The sequence below is a fragment of the Geminicoccaceae bacterium genome (genome assembly GCA_020638465.1).
Lineage (GTDB): Bacteria > Pseudomonadota > Alphaproteobacteria > Geminicoccales > Geminicoccaceae > JAGREO01.
In genome coordinates, this window is sequence record JACKIM010000002.1 from 530,255 (window position 1) to 549,024 (window position 18,770).

17 protein-coding genes, 1 tRNA gene and 1 CRISPR repeat array are annotated in these 18,770 nt (G+C 59.4%); of the genes, 8 read left to right on the forward strand and 10 right to left on the reverse strand.

Annotated features, from left to right (window positions below; all coding sequences use genetic code 11):
- Window positions 1–166: 166 nt before the first annotated feature.
- The 4 genes from H6851_12885 to H6851_12900 all read left to right on the forward strand — a co-directional run bounded on the left by H6851_12885 (window position 167) and on the right by H6851_12900 (window position 2,653).
- Entirely contained in the window at window positions 167–928 is a 762-nt protein-coding gene (locus tag H6851_12885; protein MCB9944500.1) for a response regulator transcription factor, read from the forward strand.
- A 246-nt stretch (window positions 929–1,174) separates the two neighbouring features.
- Window positions 1,175–1,897: a ribonuclease PH gene (rph, locus tag H6851_12890; GenBank protein MCB9944501.1), complete on the forward strand. Its 723-nt coding sequence runs from the start codon at window positions 1,175–1,177 to the stop codon at window positions 1,895–1,897.
- Entirely contained in the window at window positions 1,894–2,535 is a 642-nt protein-coding gene (gene rdgB, locus H6851_12895; protein MCB9944502.1) for an RdgB/HAM1 family non-canonical purine NTP pyrophosphatase, read from the forward strand. The genes rph and rdgB overlap by 4 nt, the downstream gene beginning before the upstream one ends.
- 42 nt (window positions 2,536–2,577) lie before the next feature.
- Window positions 2,578–2,653 (forward strand) — tRNA-Ala (locus tag H6851_12900).
- A gap of 68 nt (window positions 2,654–2,721) precedes the next feature.
- On the opposite strand, the gene csx16 is transcribed toward H6851_12900, so the two are convergent.
- A complete protein-coding gene (gene csx16, locus H6851_12905; GenBank protein ID MCB9944503.1) occupies window positions 2,722–3,954 on the reverse strand; it encodes a CRISPR-associated protein Csx16 in 1,233 nt (410 codons plus the stop codon).
- Window positions 3,955–4,236: 282 nt separating this feature from the next.
- Window positions 4,237–4,487: direct repeats of the CRISPR family, unit length 38 nt; unit sequence CGCTCTCAGCCACTCCTTCCGGCCCCGGCCGATGAAAC.
- Window positions 4,488–4,642: 155 nt separating this feature from the next.
- On the opposite strand from csx16, the gene H6851_12910 reads away from it, so the two are divergent.
- Complete coding sequence (locus H6851_12910; GenBank protein ID MCB9944504.1) at window positions 4,643–5,260, forward strand: hypothetical protein; 618 nt, start codon at window positions 4,643–4,645, stop codon at window positions 5,258–5,260.
- An 11-nt stretch (window positions 5,261–5,271) separates the two neighbouring features.
- Here the strand turns inward: H6851_12910 and tnpA are convergent, their stop codons facing one another.
- Window positions 5,272–5,703, reverse strand: coding sequence for an IS200/IS605 family transposase (tnpA, locus tag H6851_12915; GenBank protein ID MCB9944505.1), 432 nt, complete (start codon window positions 5,701–5,703; stop codon window positions 5,272–5,274).
- A gap of 181 nt (window positions 5,704–5,884) precedes the next feature.
- Here tnpA and H6851_12920 point away from each other — a divergent pair, with 181 nt between their 5' ends.
- Window positions 5,885–6,211: a hypothetical protein gene (locus H6851_12920; protein MCB9944506.1), complete on the forward strand. Its 327-nt coding sequence runs from the start codon at window positions 5,885–5,887 to the stop codon at window positions 6,209–6,211.
- A 2-nt stretch (window positions 6,212–6,213) separates the two neighbouring features.
- On the opposite strand, the gene cmr6 is transcribed toward H6851_12920, so the two are convergent.
- The 6 genes from cmr6 to H6851_12950 form a co-directional block, all read right to left on the reverse strand.
- Window positions 6,214–6,972: a type III-B CRISPR module RAMP protein Cmr6 gene (cmr6, locus tag H6851_12925; protein ID MCB9944507.1), complete on the reverse strand. Its 759-nt coding sequence runs from the start codon at window positions 6,970–6,972 to the stop codon at window positions 6,214–6,216.
- On the reverse strand, window positions 6,965–7,486 hold the full coding sequence (locus H6851_12930) for a hypothetical protein (protein ID MCB9944508.1): 522 nt from the start codon (window positions 7,484–7,486) through the stop codon (window positions 6,965–6,967). The genes cmr6 and H6851_12930 overlap by 8 nt, the downstream gene beginning before the upstream one ends.
- Window positions 7,487–7,563: 77 nt before the next feature.
- The gene (gene cmr4 / locus H6851_12935) at window positions 7,564–8,499 is read right to left on the reverse strand and encodes a type III-B CRISPR module RAMP protein Cmr4 (GenBank protein MCB9944509.1); all 936 of its coding nucleotides are present in this window, start codon (window positions 8,497–8,499) and stop codon (window positions 7,564–7,566) included.
- The gene (locus H6851_12940) at window positions 8,492–9,703 is read right to left on the reverse strand and encodes a hypothetical protein (protein ID MCB9944510.1); all 1,212 of its coding nucleotides are present in this window, start codon (window positions 9,701–9,703) and stop codon (window positions 8,492–8,494) included. Before H6851_12940 ends, cmr4 begins: the two co-directional genes overlap by 8 nt.
- The gene (cas10, locus tag H6851_12945) at window positions 9,672–11,783 is read right to left on the reverse strand and encodes a type III-B CRISPR-associated protein Cas10/Cmr2 (protein MCB9944511.1); all 2,112 of its coding nucleotides are present in this window, start codon (window positions 11,781–11,783) and stop codon (window positions 9,672–9,674) included. The genes H6851_12940 and cas10 overlap by 32 nt, the downstream gene beginning before the upstream one ends.
- Complete coding sequence (locus H6851_12950) at window positions 11,780–13,201, reverse strand: hypothetical protein (protein MCB9944512.1); 1,422 nt, start codon at window positions 13,199–13,201, stop codon at window positions 11,780–11,782. Before H6851_12950 ends, cas10 begins: the two co-directional genes overlap by 4 nt.
- Before the next feature lie 225 nt (window positions 13,202–13,426).
- On the opposite strand from H6851_12950, the gene cas6 reads away from it, so the two are divergent.
- Window positions 13,427–13,891: a CRISPR system precrRNA processing endoribonuclease RAMP protein Cas6 gene (cas6, locus tag H6851_12955; GenBank protein MCB9944513.1), complete on the forward strand. Its 465-nt coding sequence runs from the start codon at window positions 13,427–13,429 to the stop codon at window positions 13,889–13,891.
- A 276-nt stretch (window positions 13,892–14,167) separates the two neighbouring features.
- Here cas6 and H6851_12960 read toward each other — a convergent pair whose 3' ends face one another.
- Window positions 14,168–15,058, reverse strand: coding sequence for a LysR family transcriptional regulator (locus H6851_12960; GenBank protein ID MCB9944514.1), 891 nt, complete (start codon window positions 15,056–15,058; stop codon window positions 14,168–14,170).
- A 270-nt stretch (window positions 15,059–15,328) separates the two neighbouring features.
- On the opposite strand from H6851_12960, the gene H6851_12965 reads away from it, so the two are divergent.
- Window positions 15,329–16,168, forward strand: a complete 840-nt coding sequence (locus H6851_12965; GenBank protein MCB9944515.1) for an EamA family transporter — start codon at window positions 15,329–15,331, stop codon at window positions 16,166–16,168.
- Window positions 16,169–16,410: 242 nt separating this feature from the next.
- Here H6851_12965 and H6851_12970 read toward each other — a convergent pair whose 3' ends face one another.
- Window positions 16,411–18,729, reverse strand: a complete 2,319-nt coding sequence (locus H6851_12970; protein MCB9944516.1) for a xanthine dehydrogenase family protein molybdopterin-binding subunit — start codon at window positions 18,727–18,729, stop codon at window positions 16,411–16,413.
- Window positions 18,730–18,770 lie beyond the last annotated feature (41 nt).

An 18,770-nucleotide genomic window follows, 5' to 3' on the forward strand; every position in this document is an offset into this window, starting at 1 on the left:
CATGAAGCCTCGCCGTATTCGAACATTTCATGAATATATGCGTTAAATCCAGTGGCCGTGCGGATAAAAATTTTACCGAATTAAGAATGGATTAACGTTCTATCGCTTAAGGTTACGGGTAACTGAACGACTGCACATCCAAGTGCGAATTAAGTTGGAGCCAAGAATGCGGGCACTTGTCATTGAAGATGATCCAGTTTCAGCGAAGTTGATCGAAACTGCTCTTCGCACCGAGAATATCGTCTTCGAGCCGACGGACCGCGGTGAGGATGGTATCGAACTCGCGAAGCTCTATGATTTCGACATCATACTGCTTGACCTGAGACTCCCCGATATCGATGGCTATGAGGTCGTGAGGCGGCTGCGCGCCAGCCGTATCCAGACGCCGGTGCTCATTCTGTCCGGTCGCTCGGATACTACCGACAAGGTCCGTGGTCTGACCAATGGTGCGGATGACTATCTTACCAAGCCGTTCAACAAGGCGGAGCTGCTGGCGCGTATCCATGCCATCGTGCGTCGCGCCAAGGGGCACAGCGAGTCGGTGATCAAGACCGGTTCGCTGGTCGTCAACATGGACTCGCGTTCCGTCGAGGCGGATGGTCGTCGTCTGCACGTTACCGGCAAGGAATATTCGATCCTCGAACTGTTATCGCTGCGCAAGGGGACGACGCTGACCAAGGAGATGTTTCTCGATCATCTCTACGGCGGAATTGACGAGCCGGAACTCAAGATCATCGATGTATTTATCTGTAAATTGCGCAAGAAGATAGCTTCAGCAACCGGAGGACATCACTACATCGAGACAGTCTGGGGACGGGGCTATGTTCTCAAGGATCCCGATACCGCCGGTCATGAGGAGCGCATCTCGGAACACCGCCTGTCGCGGCACGGTACGGACCAGGAGAATGCCCGTATAGCGGCGGCCTGATCCCGGTTGCTGCCGGGCTCCAACCCATGACCTTCGCACAATTGGTCCGCATGCTGGGCTGGTTGTGTGGCATTTCCCCGATTGTCCGCACCCCCGGAACGGCCGTGACGGCGCCGGGGCATGCGGCGTTGACCTTGCCGCACCGGCATTCGCATTCGGTGACAGCTTGCGCAAGGGTTTGATCTCCGCGGATGCATGCTCTACTCAACGGCCTGCCCTTGTCCAACAGACATCGACGGAGATTTCATGCGCCCCTCAGGCAGAGCCGCCAACCAGCTTCGCAAGATTTCCATGGAACCCGGCTTCAGCCGTCATGCCGAAGGTTCCTGCCTGATCCGCGTTGGCGATACCCATGTACTTTGCACTGCTACGGTCGAAGAACGCGTTCCACCGTTCCTGCGCAACAAGGGAACAGGCTGGGTCACCGCCGAATACGGCATGCTCCCACGCTCAACCCACAGCCGGTCGGCACGTGAAGCTGCCCGCGGCAAACAGAGTGGTCGAACCCAGGAAATCCAGCGCCTCATCGGCCGCTCATTGCGGGCTGTCATCGATCTCGGACTCCTTGGCGAACGCCAGCTTACCGTTGACTGCGATGTGCTCCAGGCTGACGGTGGCACGAGAACTGCCTCGATTACCGGCGGCTATGTCGCCACCCGGATGGCACTGCAGGGGCTCGTTGATCAGGGGCTTCTCCCGACATTGCCGTTACGCGAGGCTGTTGCAGCGGTCTCCTGCGGCATCGTCGAAGGCCATCCGGTGCTCGATCTCGATTACGACGAAGACAGTACGGCCGAGGCGGATGCCAATTTCGTGCTGAGCGCTTCCGGCGGAATCGTTGAAGTGCAGGTTACGGCCGAAGACCGGCCCATTTCCAGCGATCAGCTCGATGCCATGTATGCCCTTGCCAGTGAAGGGATCAGGGAGTTGGTGCAGTTTCAGGCCGAAGCACTCGCGAAAACGTCGTGAACACAGTTCCCCCGCCGCGCCTATTCGAACCGGGACCACTGCTTCTTGCCACGCATAATCCGGGAAAGATCAAGGAGTTCCGCGATCTCCTCGAACCTTTCGGTGTCGACATCCGCTCAACCGAAGAGTTCAATATCGACGATCCTCCCGAAACCGAAACAACCTTCGCCGGGAACGCCCGGCTGAAGGCTCAACATGCGTGCCGGATTGTTGGCATCCCGGCACTTGCCGATGACAGCGGCCTGTCCGTTCGCGGCCTTGACGGTCAGCCCGGGATCTGTTCGGCCCGCTGGGCCGGCCCCGAGCGCAATTTCAACCTGGCCATGAACAAGATCAGGGATGGTCTCATCGAACGTTTTGGCTCATTCGAACATGCGGACCATCATGCAAGCTTCATTGCCGTTTTGTGCCTGTTCTGGCCTGACGGACATGGGGAATTCTTCGAAGGCCGTGTTGACGGCAGGTTGATAGCCGAACCGCGAGGGGCGGGCGGGTTCGGTTACGATCCCATTTTCATTCCCGATGGCGAAACCCGCACCTTCGCGGAAATGCAACCTCGGGAAAAGTCTTGTCTCAGCCATCGGGCCCGGGCAACCTGCAAGCTGGTCGACAGTTGTTTTCCATCCATGTCATCCTGACACTTGAAGTTCCTGCCAACCTCCGCCATACATCGCGCCCGTGGGGCCGTAGCTCAGCTGGGAGAGCGCCTGATTTGCATTCAGGAGGTCGACGGTTCGATCCCGTTCGGCTCCACCAATGGATTCAAAGACTTGTCCACCACCCGCAAATCACCGAAATCGCCCGTGTCGCCACGCGGATGGGGTTCAGCCGAAATCGCCGAGCTGCATGCTGGCGTCAAAGGCTCGCACAACGCCCTTGTTGTTGACGTAGGTGAACACGAGATTGCGGTTCACCGTGGCGATGGCTGCAGCGATGCTGAAGATTTTCAGGCCCGCAGTGGCGTCAATGACGATATCATGCTCGTCGGCCCCCAATCGCCGCGCAAGGCTGATCGCTTCACGAATGGCGCTGGAGAGCATTTCGTAATCCTCATAGTCCACACCCGCACGGGTCGCCCGATGCACCTGAACCGCATGCCCGGCCTGCGAACACTGGCTTCGCACGAATGCTGCGAATTCATCGAATTCCGCATCGGAGCGCTCGGATGTGATGACCACTACATGATCGAGCTTTCCCAGATGCGGTGCCAGCGCGCGAATATTCTGCTGCCAAGGGAAACGGTCGAGAGCATTCAAGGCTGACCGTTTGGGCTCGTCGAGCTTTGCTGCGCGTTGCTGTTCTTCAGACAAACACAATAGATCGAGCGCTATCGCACGCGCCTGCTTCAGCTTCGCGCGATTTGTTTCACGAAAGCGCCCACCCTCACCGGCGAGATCCGACAGGCCCTGGATCGACACTCGTGCCCGCCGCACACGCTCGCTGCGCCGGATCACGCTGCTGATCACCCGATGCCGCCAGCGATAGACAAGACCCGCCACACCGGCACTGAGAATGAACAAGATTGCCGCCCGTCCGAGCAACGCCCAGGCGTCGTCGGGCCAGCCGATACCGGCCGGATCGCCCGTCGCATTGCGCACGGCCAGCCGCCCGGCGAGTGACGCCACCGTGTCGTACAAGCCGCCCTGCAACAGGACGATCAGGGTAAGCAGCGCAAAACCGCCAGTAAAGATCAACGCGCGCCGCCAGCCTTCACCGGCGCGCTCCTCCATGCCGATTTCTTCTCCAGCCACCGGAGCGCCCGGGCTCGCTGCCAGCGTCTGCACATCGAAACGTTCGAGCCGCGGCCGCGCAGCGGACAAGGTCGCCTCGTCCAGTTCCGCACCGCGCATCGAAAGCGGCGTGTCGAGTACCAGATGTTCGAAGGTGGCACCACGCGCACACACCGCAGCGGCGACATGAACCGGCAACGTTCCGAGAACCCGATCCCCGAACGCAACTCGCGCCACATCGAGATGTTCGACCAGTTTCGCACCCGGATAGCGCCTCGCCGCCCATATACGCGTCGCCTCATGACGGCTGACGAAATAGCAGGCCATTGATACAGGCTCCCCCGGCAGCCACGCTGCAAACAGCACTCAGCCACACCCGATTTCGGCATGCAACCCCTTGAATATAGAGATCCTTTGACCAGATAACCAACAGGTACCGGAGTCATGAAACAACCCTGTGGATTTTTTCTATCTATCTGGTTTTTCACTTGATTATGAGCAAAATACAGAATCCATACTGTTTCATGCTGCAATGCAAATCAATTTGATCTCAACTCAGTGGATTGGCAGGCAAATGATATCTCTTGCGTCAATATCCTGCAGAGGGTAGGCTCTCAGCCACTCCTTCCGGCCCCGGCCGATGAAACTTTCTTCATTGCCGTTTTGTGCCTGTTCTGGCGCTCTCAGCCACTCCTTCCGGCCCCGGCCGATGAAACACCAGGAGTCCGACGTCCCAGCCGGAGCGGTTACGCTCTCAGCCACTCCTTCCGGCCCCGGCCGATGAAACTGGCGTTGGCGTCGTTTCTTGACGCATCGCGCATGCGCTCTCAGCCACTCCTTCCGGCCCCGGCCTGAGGGGTGCCGGCTTCATTTTTTTGCGGGACGCTATCGATTTCAGGAATTGCAGGAGATGGCGGTTCATGAGAGCTTGATGCCTCAAAGGCGAACAAGGCTATGGCCGGTTTGCCGCAAATGAAGTGTGTCACGTCAGGCATACGCAAAAGGGGCAGGACTCATGGCCGGGAAAGGCGGCTCTTCACGTGAATTCCCAAGTTGGTCCGACTTGAAGTCGGCGCTGTGGTGGTCGATCGGGGCAATTGTCTTGGGCGCCTTCGCCGCAGAAGGTCCGATCAAGCTCTTCGAACTGTTCATTGCCGGCGTCAAACCGGTTGAGACTGCGAAACCTGGTACATTCGACTGGTTGGCGCTCGTTTTATGGATCTGTTTTCCATTGGTTGCTGGTTTCGGCTTCGCACTTTGTTTCGTGCAAGCGACGCGGGCGATGAAGTCGCGGATCGCGAGCGTCTACACTGACATCGCGCAACATGACGAAGCGCGTCATGGAAAGGCGCTGGTCCTGGCGCTTTCATCTTCATCAAGCAGCCTTACTGGTGCCAGTCTGCCCGGCTTGTCGGGTGAAGCAAAGGTCGAGAGTTTCAAGAATAGCGATCGCCACAACCACCCATGGCAGCAGACGATACGGGCCATCGATCATCATGTTCGCTGGAATGATAGCGGGATCGAGACGTTCCCCTACAGTAAATATCCCCCGGCAGAGCCGGGGGCTTTGGTTGAGAGCCGCTCAAAGCGGCGGTTTGCGGCGCTGCGCGGCCGCAATCTGTTCGCCGCCTGAAGGCGGCATGTTCAGGGTAACAGCGCGAGTTGATCGAGCCGGCGATCTTCCTTCTCCTGATTGCGAATGTAGTCGCGGATGACCGTTTCGTCTCGCCCGACCGTGCTGACAAAATATCCTCTTGCCCAGAAATGTTGGCCAACGAAATTGCGTCGGCGTTCGCCATAAACACGGGCTAAGTGAATGGCGCTCTTCCCTTTGATGAAGCCGACGACATTGGAGACAGCATATTTGGGGGGAATGGCGAGCATCATGTGGACGTGATCCGGTAGCAGATGACCTTCTATGACCTTGCTCTCCTTTTGTTTGGCTAGCTGTCGAAAAACCGCGCCGAGATGTGGGCGCAGGCCTGTATACAGCGTCTTGCGTCGGCATTTCGGGATAAAGACGACATGATATTTGCAGTCCCAAACGCTGTGACTTAGGCTCTGATACGTGTCCATCGCTGACGTTCCTTCCGTATGCGTGGTGGCAAATGAAAGAAACCCGGCGATGGACTGCCGGAAACGTCAAACTCGGGCTGCCGCCCCGGCATAGCCGGGGGATCTCCTATTTTAGTTTAGCATCCTGACATCCGCCGAAGCCAATGGCTCTCATAAGCAAATAGAGGATTTCAAGGACCTGTTGAACGATCTTTATAAAGAAGAACTGCACCGGAAAGGTCAAAACATCGATGATTTCCTGCGATTTCAGAAAGAGGGAATCGATTTTGAAAATGTCGATGATGTCTTCGGCTGCATCGTTGGTGAAATTGAATATTTACGCCGGACCCGCAAATGCACGGAAAAAGAAATTGTCATGGACGCGACCGGTGGGCAGAAACCCTGTAGTATCGCCGTCGGATATGTCACGCTGCGATCCCCCGATCTCCTGTTTCAGTATGTGACCAATGACGGGGAGGTCAAAAACTACAATGTCGACGCCACATCGATAGAGTTTGCAAAACTGTGAGGTTAGGCGGGCTTGAGTCTGCCGTATCCGGATTTTGTCTTGGCGCCGAGACCAAGTTCGATGGCGGCCTCCTCGAACCAGTTGCGAACGATTTCAATATCGCCGGACACCTGACGATCGCGGGGGAGAAAGGCGAAGCGAAAGCGCTTGCCTGCCGGAACGACGTAAAAAAGAACCGGATTGGGCGATAGCCAGTCTGCGGGCGCGGACGTTCCCTGATAGTATTCCTGATAATGAACGTTCATGATGTCGAGTTCGATGGTGATGTCGGGCTCTGGCAGCGCGTCCAGAAAGAGCACGCTGCCGACATGATCCGGGGTGCCAAAAATCCGCCGGGTCGTGTCCGTCGCTCCACCGGTGGAATCGTCCGCCCACTGCTCGGCCCAGTTCCTGACCATGCCCTTGATACTCGATCCGGGCACATAAGGAACGCCCAGCGTGGGATGTAGCTCGATGCCGTTTTCCAACGGGCTGGGCAATCCGATGCCGGTGATGAGAGCGGACACGGTTCTGAAGGGATCTGAAACGCCCTGAAATTGGCTCGCGAGTCGTTTCATTGTTGCAAGCGCGTTATTCAGGCGCTGCTCCGCGTCCCCGTCGAGTGGGATCGCGGGTTCGACGAACTCGCGAGCATGCTTTCTGCGATGTTCGCTCTTTCCTGAGCCGGCAAATTTCGCGAAGACGAGCGACAGATTGGCGGCGGCGTCAAAATTCGGAAATGCGGCACTCGTTCCGCCCGGCAGCCACCGTGTCTCAGTCATCGGATTGCTCCGGCTCTGCATTGCTTTCTTCGTCGGTGGATTGAGCTTTCTCTTCGAGCTTTTCCTTCCTTTTGTCATCCACCTCTTCCTGCTGCCGGCGCGGGCCGGCGAGAGTCTTGATCCAGACAAGGTACGAAAGAGACTCCTCGAAAAGCAGTCGATAGTCCCGCTGCGGCAGTTCGATCAGCCTGTCACGCATTTCTGTCGCAAGCTCGACACAACACTTTTTCCGTTCATCCTCAAGCGCATCGGTAGGCATGAGATTGAGCTTTCCGATACTGTCTATGCCGATACGGCCACAGACCATCCGCAGTCCATCATAAAGATCGGTGAGAACGGCAAGGTCGCCTTTCCCGGCCCCCGCTTTTTCGACAGCTTCGACGAACATGGCAAATGCGAGGAGCAAACCATTCATGCGGATGGCTGGCGGAAGGCTGTTGGCACAACTGGCATAGTCGCGCCAGAAACTCATGAATGGCGCTGAGTTGTTCGCTTGCTCTGCATTGCGGATCATTGCGAGATGTTCTCTGTGTCGGACGAGGACACGACCGGCGCGGTGTATATCGAGACGGCGTTCGTCGGGATCCGGAGTCATGGTGCTGTCTGGCCGAAAAAGCGGGTGAGAAACCATCCCTGACCGAGTGTCTCATTGCCGCCGACCTGAAGGTAATATCCATCGCCCTCAAGCAGTTCCTTCAAACGTGCGAGCGGCTCACAGGCGGCGCTGCGGCTGCCTGCCAGCATGTAGAGCAGGCTTTCCGGTGCCAGATATTCCTCCGACCACAAATGCCCCGGTTTCACGGTCTTGGAATCGTCATAGAGACTGTTACGCATCCGAACCGGCAATCCGTTGCGGGCGAACCAGCCAAATTCATCATCGGTGACAATGGTTATTCGTTTTTCCAGATCTTCCCTGGTGAGCGCGCTTACTGGCGCCAGTTTGGCGATCGCGTCGACCACTTTTGCGATGTGTTCAGCCTTGCTGTCATCCGCGTCAAATACCAGTTCTTCGAGGATCAGCTTGTCGGGATTTTTCGCGCAGACAGCGGCAGACCCGCCCACGAGGTTTGAAAAAGCGTTTGGCAAAAGGTCGAGGGTTTCGTCCGCAAGTCCGAGATCGAGTTTGAAGCGGGTGAGAATTTGCGGGCAGGTCAGATAGCGAAAGCCGTTGTCGATGCAGCGCACGGGCAGGAGCAACAACCGGGCGTCCGACAGGATGAGGCTGCCTGCGGCATCGTTAGTGTTTCCAAAAGTTGTGTTCTCGCGTTTTTGCGGGTCTTCGTCGGGTTTCCCCCATTGCCGCTGCGCGACATCGCGCAAGGCACCTTTCAGGCTGCTGCCGGCGATGTAGGGAAAGTCTGTCGTGGATTCGCGTGAGACCGGCAGGTCGATGGCGCCCATGACCTGCCCGACTCCCGGGTGGATGAGCGTCAGGGCATGCAGACCAAGGAGCTTGAATGGGCGTCTGTGACCGGTAGAATTTTCGGCATTTGGCATATTCGCTGCTGTCGTGTCGCTTTCAACCATCGCCCTTTCCCCCCGGTTTCCATATGCCAACTGCGAAAGCGCCGCAGCCTGTCCGCGTGGTTCGCTCGTCGCCGAGACCTGCTTGTTGTACCTTTTTCAGTTTTCCGTGCAGTGTTTCAGCATCGGAGATTTCCTTCTCGGCAACCCTCATGAAGAACGTGGTGCCTGCGCGGTGGTAGAGCCGGGTGTCGCCGCGATCGCCCGCCACAGCATCCCAGCCACCGAAGCGCAACGGGCGATCAGTGCAGGCGGATACCAATTCGCCCGGTAGTGGATGAAGCTCCGGTATGTGATCGTTCTGCTTCAGGCCCGCTGGAGAGAGCAGAACCACCATATAATGGAAGAACCCATCGCTCTTGTGAAAACACTCGGCACCCGGCAGGATGTCTGTCAGATCAACACCTTGAGCATCCAAGCAGGATACGGCCCGATGCTGGCTGCCGAGCGGGAAAACGGATTCCGTTTCCGGAAGAATGTCCTTTTCATTCGCATCTCGCCAGCGATACGAGACCCCGAGAGCGTAGTTTCTCTTCAATCGCTGATGAACTGCGGAATAGAGCTCACCGGTGGCGGCCTTGTGCGCAGCGTAGTCGCGCCGCAAGCCGACACGCGGCTGTGCGCTGACGATCGATTCGTGACTCGTCACATGGCCGGAGGGATTATCGAGCCTGCCGAGTGTCAACAATTGCCTCAGCCCCTCGCGTGAAATCCATGCTTCGCGGTGCAGCTTGAATCGCGAGGCATCATCTTCAGGAGGCAGTGATGGAAAACACGCATCGCCGCCGAGGTCACACGCAAATGACGGGTCCCCCGGGTGCAAGACATGAGCCTCCTCAAATGTGATCTTGCCTCTCTCGGGGGCAGCTGTTCGCAGCAGCAACGCAAGCGGGCATGGGAAGTTGGCCTCGAAGAATTCCGGATCATGGTCCGATTGTTTCAACAATACCGGTGGACCAAAGCGAAGGCTGCCGCATTCCGCGAACGGGCCATTGCCGATCAGGGCCTTATAGCTCGTGAAAGTCGATTTTGAACCGTCCCACCCTTTCGCGTGGGCAATGCTGGCGCGGACGGCGCCGGCGACGACAGTCGGAAAAGGCGGGAACATCGAGCGCGCATCGGCAAGACCCGCATCATCCTGGTTGAACGGCCGGTTATCCCTGAAAAACAGGGTATCAAGCGGCCGCAGCGCGAGCGTCTTCATCATTTTCGAGCCTTCGCCACTGCCTGGCAAGAAACCGCAACAACAATGCGGCATCGATCTGCAGGGGGGCACTCAGACATTCGTATTCGTCACCAATACGGAGATGCGGTCTGAGAATCTGTTCGAGTTTCTTGATGTCGCTCTGGTCAAGATCGCTCGCTTGCGTACCGCCAAGTGCGCGTACAAGAGCAGCGAAACCCTCGGATCCAAGCTCGATGGTTCTCGGATGGTCAGCCAAATTCGCCAAAGGCCGAGAAAAGAAGCCTTCCAGTCGCTGACTTATGCCATGGACGAAGCGGTTGCTACAAAGCGCGCGCGTCTGGTTGCCGCTGCGGCGTGCGAGATCGGACAGTCCCTCGACGATTTGCGCCGAACCGTCGCCATTGTCCCAGGTGGACACCCACAGGCAGGCTCGGCCGTTGCGCCCGAAAACCGAGACCGCAACGCTGTCACGTCCGTTGCCGTCCTTGGCCACATCTTCGAGAAGATGCCTGGCCTCTTCGAGAGCCTGCCGCAACCCCACCTGATGGTGGGCATAGACAATGCCCGCCGAGATCGTGGCCTTCATCCCCTTGAGACGCTGCGTCACGTTTTCCTGCCAGGCGCGCCGGAGGCACAGGGCGGCATCCAGCGCTTCCTCTAGGGGCAGGAGTGCCAGCAGGTCGTCACCGCCGGCATAGATCAATTCGCCACGATGCGCTGTCTTGACGATTGGCCCGACCTGCCGCGCGAAGGCCGCGAGAAGCGGCGGAAGCTCCTCTCCGCATTGGGAGACGAGCTTGCCCGCTTCATCACCATCCATGGCGAGGATGGCATAGTAGGGCGACGGCAAGCCGACTGTGCCGGTGCCAAGCTCGTCCTCTTCTTCATCTTCAGCCTGCTGATGCTGGTTTTGTATCTTCACCCGGGCAATTTCGCCGAGTATCTTCAGAAGCTTCGCTTTTTGACCGTTGTCGAGCTTCTGCAACTCGGTTTCGGCGTCATAAACTCCCTCGAAGAACAACCGGCCATCCAACCAACCAAAGCGATGCTCGCTGTCGAGAATGCCGAGATCGGCATGTCGTTCCGCGCGTGCCAGTGGGCGACTCAAACCATTCACCGTATCAACAAAATCCCCGCAGGGGACATCCGCATTATCGACCGCCCGTTTCATCCAATGTGCCGCTGCCAGATAGGACGTCGATGGACGGTAGCTGTCGAGGATGCGTTTTCCGCCCCCGGTGACCTCAGTTGGAAAACCGATCAGTTTTTCAAGTGTGTCGGGAGGGAGAAGCGGGAACAGCCGTTTGACCAGCGCCACTGCGCACAGGCGTTCGCCTTCGCGCAGGTCGATGACTTCCTCGTGGCCAAGACGCTTTCCGATCCCTTCGCGTAGCTGTCTCCAGAATTCCTTCTGATTCTTACCCTTTTTGACTCGACTCCAGCCGGACAGCTCCTGCCAGTCGGCCATGAGCGTGCACATGTCACCCGGTTCCGCAGCATGGCTCGGCCAGCTTCGCCAGAGCTTGCGCCGTTCCATGGCGTCGAGGGCACCCTTCAGGCCCTCGGACTTCGGGACGATGACCCAGGCGATCTCCCAAAAGGGCGGAGTGCCATCAGCCGTGCCGATCTGTCGCTTCCAGATTGCATCCGATTGTTGGCCGGCATTTGCAACGGGATCGAAAAATGCCTTTCGAACGGCTTTGGCGAGACTGTGCCAACGGTCCTGCACCTCGCTTACGCAGATATTTGGATCGAAATCTGCGGGCACTTCGGCGATGAAGTGATTGGGCAGGCTGGGCCGGTAGTGGCCCGGCCCGCTGGTCTGAAGCGATCGAAAGAGCGGATCCCCGTCGACATCAGGCAGCAATATTCGCGCGTCATGAGGCAGGCGCTTCATCGCGCATCCGGTGAGCCAGGACAGAAGAAATGAACCTGCCCACAGATCGCGGGTCCGCCGGGCTTCAGCAACAAAGCCTTGTACCGGGCCGATGGCCAGATGAAAGAGCTGCGGTCCTGAACGTTCATCCGAGCGATTACGCCCGGCCTCTCCGCTCTTGAAATGGCCGCAGAACTGCTTTCTCAGCCAGCGGATCGCTTTCACCGATTTGGACCTAAGTAAACTGCATCATTTGGCAGTGGACCGCGATCACGGCTTAGAAAGTGCTCGATCGGTTCATAGCTGATCGGGACTTGTACTTCCCAAGGAGGTTCGTGAGGTACTCTCTTCGTAAGTGTCTTACCCTTCCTGTCCTTGACGGGCTTCCCATCCTTGCAAATCTTGTCGGTTTGAATGCGCGTGACCAAAGCCGGAATGTGAGTTCCAGAATGAGCGGCTGAAAACTGCCCCGGCAGGAATATCCACACAGCAGCTTGCTGCTTGTTGTCGAAGCTGTGAATATGCAAAAACAATGGGCTTGCCCGGCGATCCGTCGTTGGCTCGGAGAGCTTGACTGTATAATCGGGGTTGCAATTTTTACCCCTCGTGAAATACCCGTGCGGGAGTCCGAAAATGGCACGCTGCGGACCTGTATCCTTCAACGATAGCGGAGGTACAGTTTGTGATATGCTGGAAACGACTTTACAAAACCAATCGTGATCGGGCTTAAAATTCGGGTTTGTTACCTCAACACCACCCGCAAACCTGCGACCTCCGCTGCCGTACCCATAACTTCGAAAATAATGCAGATAATGTCCCATTCGGTCGTGGATTTGGGGAGCCGACGTTGTATCCGAAATCAGTACGATTCGACTGGCGGGTGTGAGCGAAGTGAACGGCGTATTGAAAGCGTCGTACGCGGGGTCGGGTTTGGGTAAAAGCGAGCTAAGGTATGTTCGATATTCGCTTGTCTTGCTCGGAACTTTCCATTGCTCCGAGACTTGTTCGGCTGCGTTCCCTGCATTTGTCCCGACAAGCGTTTTTAGCTTTACGCTACCGAAACCCCGGCGGGAACGAGAGCCGATGCCCCCGATAAGTCCAAATACACGAACTGCTTCGATCAGATCATCGCGAAATGGAACGCGGGATCTTAGATGAACCGTGAATTTCATCCCAGGCAGGATACATTGCCGCGAGAGTCCCTGCCCGGCGAGATAGTTGATGCCGCTACCCCTGTCCCATGCTTCGGCATTTTCCAGCTCATCAAGGGTGTATCCGCCGGGCGTATGGCGCATGCTGTGCGACGCGCGAATGACCGTTCCCTCATCGACAACCAATCGCCCGATAAAGCTTCCCTGTCCGACGGTTGGGCGGCCGTTGGTGTCGTAGGCGGCGGGGCCGCCGAAGAGGGCGGATTCCCAATTGCGCATCTGCTTGAGGCAGGCTTCGTCGTCGCTGCCGGTGGTGCGGGACCAGGCGAGGGCGCGCCACCAGAAGCGCAGGGGTCCGAGAATGGAGGGGAGGCGGAGTTCGGCTCTCTGGGGGCAGGCGCCAGCGACGAAGGCCGGTGTCACCAGTTCGAATGTCGCTTCCAGTTTATGTATTCGCGACGCCGAGGAAACGCCGCTGCCTGTCGCGGTCATAAAAGCGCCTTCTTCCCATATTCACCTACCAGTAACAATCAGTGGCGGGAGCAGGTCAAGGCGAAAATTCTCTCAAGTCTTCAACCGAACCATCGGGATCCGCGGTGCCGATGGAAATGTCGACCGTGCATTTCATCAAGACGTCACGCCGGAGGTCCGTTTCATCGTCCGGGGACGTTCAGCGAGGCGGCTAACTCAAATGGGAAATTGTACGCAGACAGAAACATGGCACGACTGCGACCGGCGATGACCCCGCGCTGCGAGCTTGCGGTGCCGCCACCGGCGGATTCGGGCTCGGTGGCGCAAGTGACCTTTCTTTCGCCGGTGGCGTTCGAGCGCGAGGGGGCGCTCGCCGTCGATCGGGAGATGTTGCTGGGCAGCCTGTTGTCGCGGATCGCCGGGGTGATGGCATGGCATGGCATCGTGCCCGAGGCGGACTGGGCGGAGCTGGCGCGCGCGGAGGCGGGGATCGAGTTCGATACGGGCGGGCTGCGCCCGGTGGCGTTCGAGCGTGTGTCGGCGCGTCAGGGGCGGCGGATCCCGATGCACGGCTTTCTCGGGAGTTGCACGCTCACGGGCGATCTCGGCCCCTGGCTGCCGCTGCTGCATCTGGCCCCCTGGCTGCATCTCGGCAGTCACACGGCTTTCGGCATGGGCCGCTGTGCGGTGGCGGTCAGCGAGGGCGGGTGAGCGTTGGGGCGTGGTCAGAAACCCGTGACTCCTGCCCCACGGCCGCGAACCATCGGCCTGGCAATCTGGCCCGCTTCACCCAAACCGCGAGCTGGCAACCTCGCTCCCTTTTCTGCCTGCGCACCGGTTTCGGCGGTGTACAGCACCGCCAGGGCCTCCGGGATCTTGTTTGTTGGGCGAGGTTTGATCGGCATTCGAAGGTCACTTCGCACAATCGGAAAATGGCCGATTTATCGTTGTGTCTGCTCAATCATTTGAAATATCTTGAAAATTTCTTTAAATATCAGCAGTTTGTGTTGTTTCTCTTTGGTTGATTATCTCCAGCCAGTCAATGAATACTTTGGTATCGGCGCTCTCCGTTTCTGGTACAAGCACGACATAGTTCCCTCCGGTTGGATGAAATCCAAAGGGAGCGGTCAGGCGCCCGGCCTTCAGATCGTTCCGGACAAGAACTTCCGGTGCGATTGCAACGCCCAAGCCTGCCGTCGCCGCTTCCAGCAAGAAGTAGAAATGCTCGAATTCCCTTCCTCCCGGGGGAAGCGTGTGCCCCGTCGCTCTGCACCAGTCTGCCCATGCCAGGGGGCGTGTGCGCGTGTGCAGAAGCGGGAGTTCGGCTATTTCATCCCACGTTATGTGAGGGATCTTGGGGAGAATGCCGGGACTCACGACAGGGCCGGCCCGATCGGCAAACAACTCAATTGCGCGAGAATGCAACCACGGACCTGAGCCCACTCGAATTGCAGCATCGAAACGATCCCGGGCAAAATCTACAGGCCCATCGTCTGCGGTCATGCGTATCTCTATGTCCGGGTGCCGTTCGTGAAAATCAAACAGATGCGGGATAAGCCAGCGCATGGCGAAGGTGCCTAGGCAGGAGATATCCAGTGTGCGCCGGCCCCGCCGCCGCACGCGGGCAACAGCCGTTTCGATCCGATCAAAAGCATCCTGAAGCGTGGCGTGAAGTTCGCGAGCTGCCTGACTGGGAACCAGCTTGTTGCGTGGACCTTTGAAGAGAACGATGCCAAGCGTGTCTTCCAACCTCCTCACCTGGCGGCTCACGGCACCATGGGTGACACCGAGCTCACCGGCAGCCAGCTTCATCTGGCCATGGCGCATCGTTGCTTCGAATGCGCGGAGTGCTGTCAAGGGCAGCATGCTTCGTTTCATGTGCATTTTTATCACATGAATCTGGAGGAATCATCGTTTTTCTTTGGCCCATTTGAACGAATATAAATCGCCATGGCACATGAAAACACACTCCTCCACGTCGACATGACTGTCCCCGGGGCAATCACGCCCGGTGTCATGAACCTCTGGTACCGAAACCTCGCGACACGACGAATTCTTGCCTGCTTGCCTGTCCGCGGACTGCAGGATGCCGGCATTCCTGAAATCCGGCGCGTGACCGAGATCGCCAAGCCGTTTCGGTGCCCATAAATGGAGAACCACGTCTTTGCAGCGGTATTGGTCGCAGCCTTGCTTCATGCGGGCTGGAACTCGGTCGTCAAACTCGGTCTGGATCGGGTTTCCACGGTGCTGTTGCTTGCTCTCGTGCAGGCGCTCATTGCCGTGCCCATACTGCCTTTCGTGCCGCAACCGGCTAACGGGGCATGGCCATGGATCATCGTGGCAGCGGTGCTGCACACCGGATACAAGGTGTTCCTGGTGCAAGCCTATGCCCACGCCGACCTGAGCCAGGCCTACCCGCTCGCGCGCGGAACTGCACCTTTGATTGTCACATTGGTGTCCGTGGCCGTCCTTGGTGTCTCGCTGGACAAGACAGAGATCCTCGCAATCTCCTGCATTTCCGCAGGCATCCTCGTCATGGCAGCGCGCGGTTCTTCGGAAGGCCGGATGCGCGGGAAAGCCCTGTTCTACGCCGCAGGAACGGCGGGATTCACGGCCAGCTACACCCTGGTTGACGGAATCGGTGCACGGGTTGCGGGAACATCGTCCGGCTTCATTCTCTGGATGGTTATCGGCGATGCCATCGGCATGGTGGCCTATGCACTCCGGACACGCGGGACGACAGCTTTTCCGGCAATGCTGCCGGCGTGGAAAACCGGGATTGCAGCCGGTACGATGTCGCTCGGCTCTTACTGGATCGCGGTCTGGGCCTTCACGCAGGCTCCCATAGCCCTGGTGGCGGCACTCCGCGAGTCCAGCATCCTGTTCGCCGTTCTGATCGCGGCGCTTGTCCTCAGGGAGCGGGTGAGCGGCTGGCGGTGGCTGTCCGCCTGTGCCATTGCCTCGGGTGTCGCGCTGATGAAGGTGTAGAGGAGAAACCGGACATTCGCTGCATTCGCTTCGAATGACGGCAAGGGCCGGAATGGCCGGGGCTGCATGAAATACACCGACAGATCGTCCAAACTCGACCCGGATCCAGGTTTGCAGCAGGGTATCGTGATCCACCTTGGCGGGGGTGTCCGGACCAGCGGGGGAGGTCGCCTCCCGCAATCACCCCGCCAGCCTGGCGCCCCCAACGCCGGGGCATGTGCTGCCGGTTGCGCATGCCCCCCCTATCGGGAGCCCCGGGCGTCGCGGATCGCCCGCCAGATCTTCTCCGGCGTGGCCGGCATGTCGAGATCGTGGATGCCCAGCGGCGAGAGTGCGTCGAGGATGGCGTTCATCACGGTGGGAAGTCCTGCGGTGATGCCCGCCTCGCCACAACCCTTCGCCCCAAGGCTGTTGGTCCGGGCCGGAACCGGGCGGTAGCTCAGCTCGAAGCCCGGCAGGTCGCCGGCACGCGGGACATAGTAGTCCATGAAGCTCCCGGCCACGAGCTGGCCGTTCGCGTCATAGGCGGCATCCTCGCCGAGGATCTGGCCGATGGCCTGCACGAGGCCGCCATGCACCTGGCCGTCCACGAGCATGGGATTGACCATGGTGCCGAAATCGTCGACGGCGATATAGCGTTCCAGTGTCACCTTTCCCGTATCCGGGTCGATTTCGACCTCGGCAATATGCGCACCATTGGGGAAGGCCGACGGCGGGGTATCGATGACGAGATTGGCACTCATCGCCACAGGATCGGATTTCACTAGGTCGAGAAGGGCAACGGTGCGGTCGGTTCCGGCGATGCGATACTGTCCATCCTCGAAGACGATATCGGCTTCGGCAGCTTCCAGCCGTTCGGCGGCGAGGTTGCGCCCCTGTTCGATGACCTTGTCGCCGGCGATGTCGATCGCCTCGCCGCTGGCCATGAGCGAACGCGACCCGCCAGTGCCGCCGCCGGCGATGAGCTCGTCGCTGTCGCCCTGCAGCAGGTCGATGGAGTCGAACGGCACGCCGAGCTTGTCGGCCAGCACCTGGGCGAAGGCGCTGGCGTGGCCCTGGCCGTAATCGAGCGTGCCGGTGACGATGGTGACACCGCCATTCGCCTTGAAGCGGATGCCGCCCATCTCCTTGCCGGGCGGGGCAGTGACCTCAAGATAGGTGCAAAGGCCCAGCCCGCGCAACCGCCCGCGCGCCTCGCTTCGGGCCCGTCGGGCGGCAAAGCCCGCATGATCGGCCTCGCCCAGCGCCTGGTCGAGCAGGGCCTCGAATTCGCCGCTGTCATAGGTGAGGCCGGAGGCGGCGCTGAAGGGCAACTCGTCGGGGCGGATCATGTTCCGGCGGCGCAGGGCGATCGGGTCGCGGCCGGTCTCGTGCGCGGCCGCCTCGATCAGCCGCTCCATCATGTAGATCGCCTCGGGCCGGCCGGCACCGCGATAGGCGGTGGTCGGGGTCGTGCTGGTCATCGCCAGCCGCACGCGCATGGCGTAGACCGGGGTACGGTAGAGGCTGGCGAGGTTCTTCTGGATCACCATGGTCGGGATGGCCGGGCCGAAGCCGGCGACGTAGGCACCCACCGCACCGATGCCATCGAGCTTCACCGCGAGAATGTTGCCATCGGTGTCGAGGGCAAGGGCTGCATCATAGACCGAATCGCGGCCGTGATAGTCGGCAAGGAAGCTTTCGCTGCGGTCGTTGATCCAGCGCACCGGCCGACCGAGTTCGCGGGCGGCATGCAGAAGCGGTACGTGTTCGGGGAAGATCGACGCCTTCATGCCGAACGATCCGCCGATATCCTCGGCCAGCACGCGGATGCACTCGACCTCGCAACCGATGGCGGCGGCCAGTTGCGCCCGCAGGCCGAATGCCCCCTGACAGCCCGTGCGCACCGTCCAGCGGCCATCGGCAAAAGCGGCGATCGCCCCGCGCGGTTCCATCGGTGTGACATGCACCCGGTTGTGTACCAGCCGCAGGCGGGTCACATGAGCCGCGGAGGCCATGGCGGCATCGACCGCCGCGTGATCGCCCCAGGACCACGTGACCGGCCGGTTGCCCGGCACCTCGTCATGCAGCTGCGGCGCACCATCGGCCAGTGCGTCCTCCATGCCGGTCACCGGTTCCAGGGCTTCCACTTCGACGGCGAGGGCTTCGAGGGCAGTTCTCGCGATGGCGGCATCGGCGGCAACCACGAGGGCCATCGGCTGGCCGACATAGCGCAGCCGGTCGCGGGCAAGCGAGGGGTGCGGCGGGACGATCATGTCCGAACCGTCCTCGTCCTTCAGCGGCACGCCACAGCCGAGATCGTTGTATCCGGCCGCATCAAGGTCGGCCTGCGTGTAGACGGCGGCGACACCCTCCATCGCCCGCGCTTCACCCGCATCGATCCCGAGCAGGCGGGCGTGGGGGTACGGGCTGCGCAGGAACAGGCCCGTCAGCTCGCCCGCCTCGCGGACATCCCCGGTATAGCGGCCGCCACCGGAGAGCAGGCGCCGGTCCTCCTTGCGCGACGGCGACTGGCCGATACCGAACTTGGGCACGGCGGACATGGAATCATGCAGACTCATGGTGGCGATCTCCCCGCGAGATAGGAACTTGCGCTCAATTG

Excerpts from the sequence above, each read along its gene's own strand:
- H6851_12885 (MCB9944500.1), top strand. The coding sequence starts at position 167 with ATGCGGGCACTTGTCATTGAAGATGATCCAGTTTCAGCGAAGTTGATC.
- rph (MCB9944501.1), top strand. The coding sequence starts at position 1,175 with ATGCGCCCCTCAGGCAGAGCCGCCAACCAGCTTCGCAAGATTTCCATG.
- csx16 (MCB9944503.1), bottom strand. The coding sequence starts at position 3,954 with ATGGCCTGCTATTTCGTCAGCCGTCATGAGGCGACGCGTATATGGGCG.
- H6851_12910 (MCB9944504.1), top strand. The coding sequence starts at position 4,643 with ATGGCCGGGAAAGGCGGCTCTTCACGTGAATTCCCAAGTTGGTCCGAC.
- tnpA (MCB9944505.1), bottom strand. The coding sequence starts at position 5,703 with ATGGACACGTATCAGAGCCTAAGTCACAGCGTTTGGGACTGCAAATAT.
- cmr6 (MCB9944507.1), bottom strand. The coding sequence starts at position 6,972 with ATGACTGAGACACGGTGGCTGCCGGGCGGAACGAGTGCCGCATTTCCG.
- H6851_12930 (MCB9944508.1), bottom strand. The coding sequence starts at position 7,486 with ATGATCCGCAATGCAGAGCAAGCGAACAACTCAGCGCCATTCATGAGT.
- cmr4 (MCB9944509.1), bottom strand. The coding sequence starts at position 8,499 with ATGGTTGAAAGCGACACGACAGCAGCGAATATGCCAAATGCCGAAAAT.
- H6851_12940 (MCB9944510.1), bottom strand. The coding sequence starts at position 9,703 with ATGATGAAGACGCTCGCGCTGCGGCCGCTTGATACCCTGTTTTTCAGG.
- H6851_12950 (MCB9944512.1), bottom strand. The coding sequence starts at position 13,201 with ATGACCGCGACAGGCAGCGGCGTTTCCTCGGCGTCGCGAATACATAAA.
- cas6 (MCB9944513.1), top strand. The coding sequence starts at position 13,427 with ATGGCACGACTGCGACCGGCGATGACCCCGCGCTGCGAGCTTGCGGTG.
- H6851_12960 (MCB9944514.1), bottom strand. The coding sequence starts at position 15,058 with ATGAAACGAAGCATGCTGCCCTTGACAGCACTCCGCGCATTCGAAGCA.
- H6851_12965 (MCB9944515.1), top strand. The coding sequence starts at position 15,329 with ATGGAGAACCACGTCTTTGCAGCGGTATTGGTCGCAGCCTTGCTTCAT.
- H6851_12970 (MCB9944516.1), bottom strand. The coding sequence starts at position 18,729 with ATGAGTCTGCATGATTCCATGTCCGCCGTGCCCAAGTTCGGTATCGGC.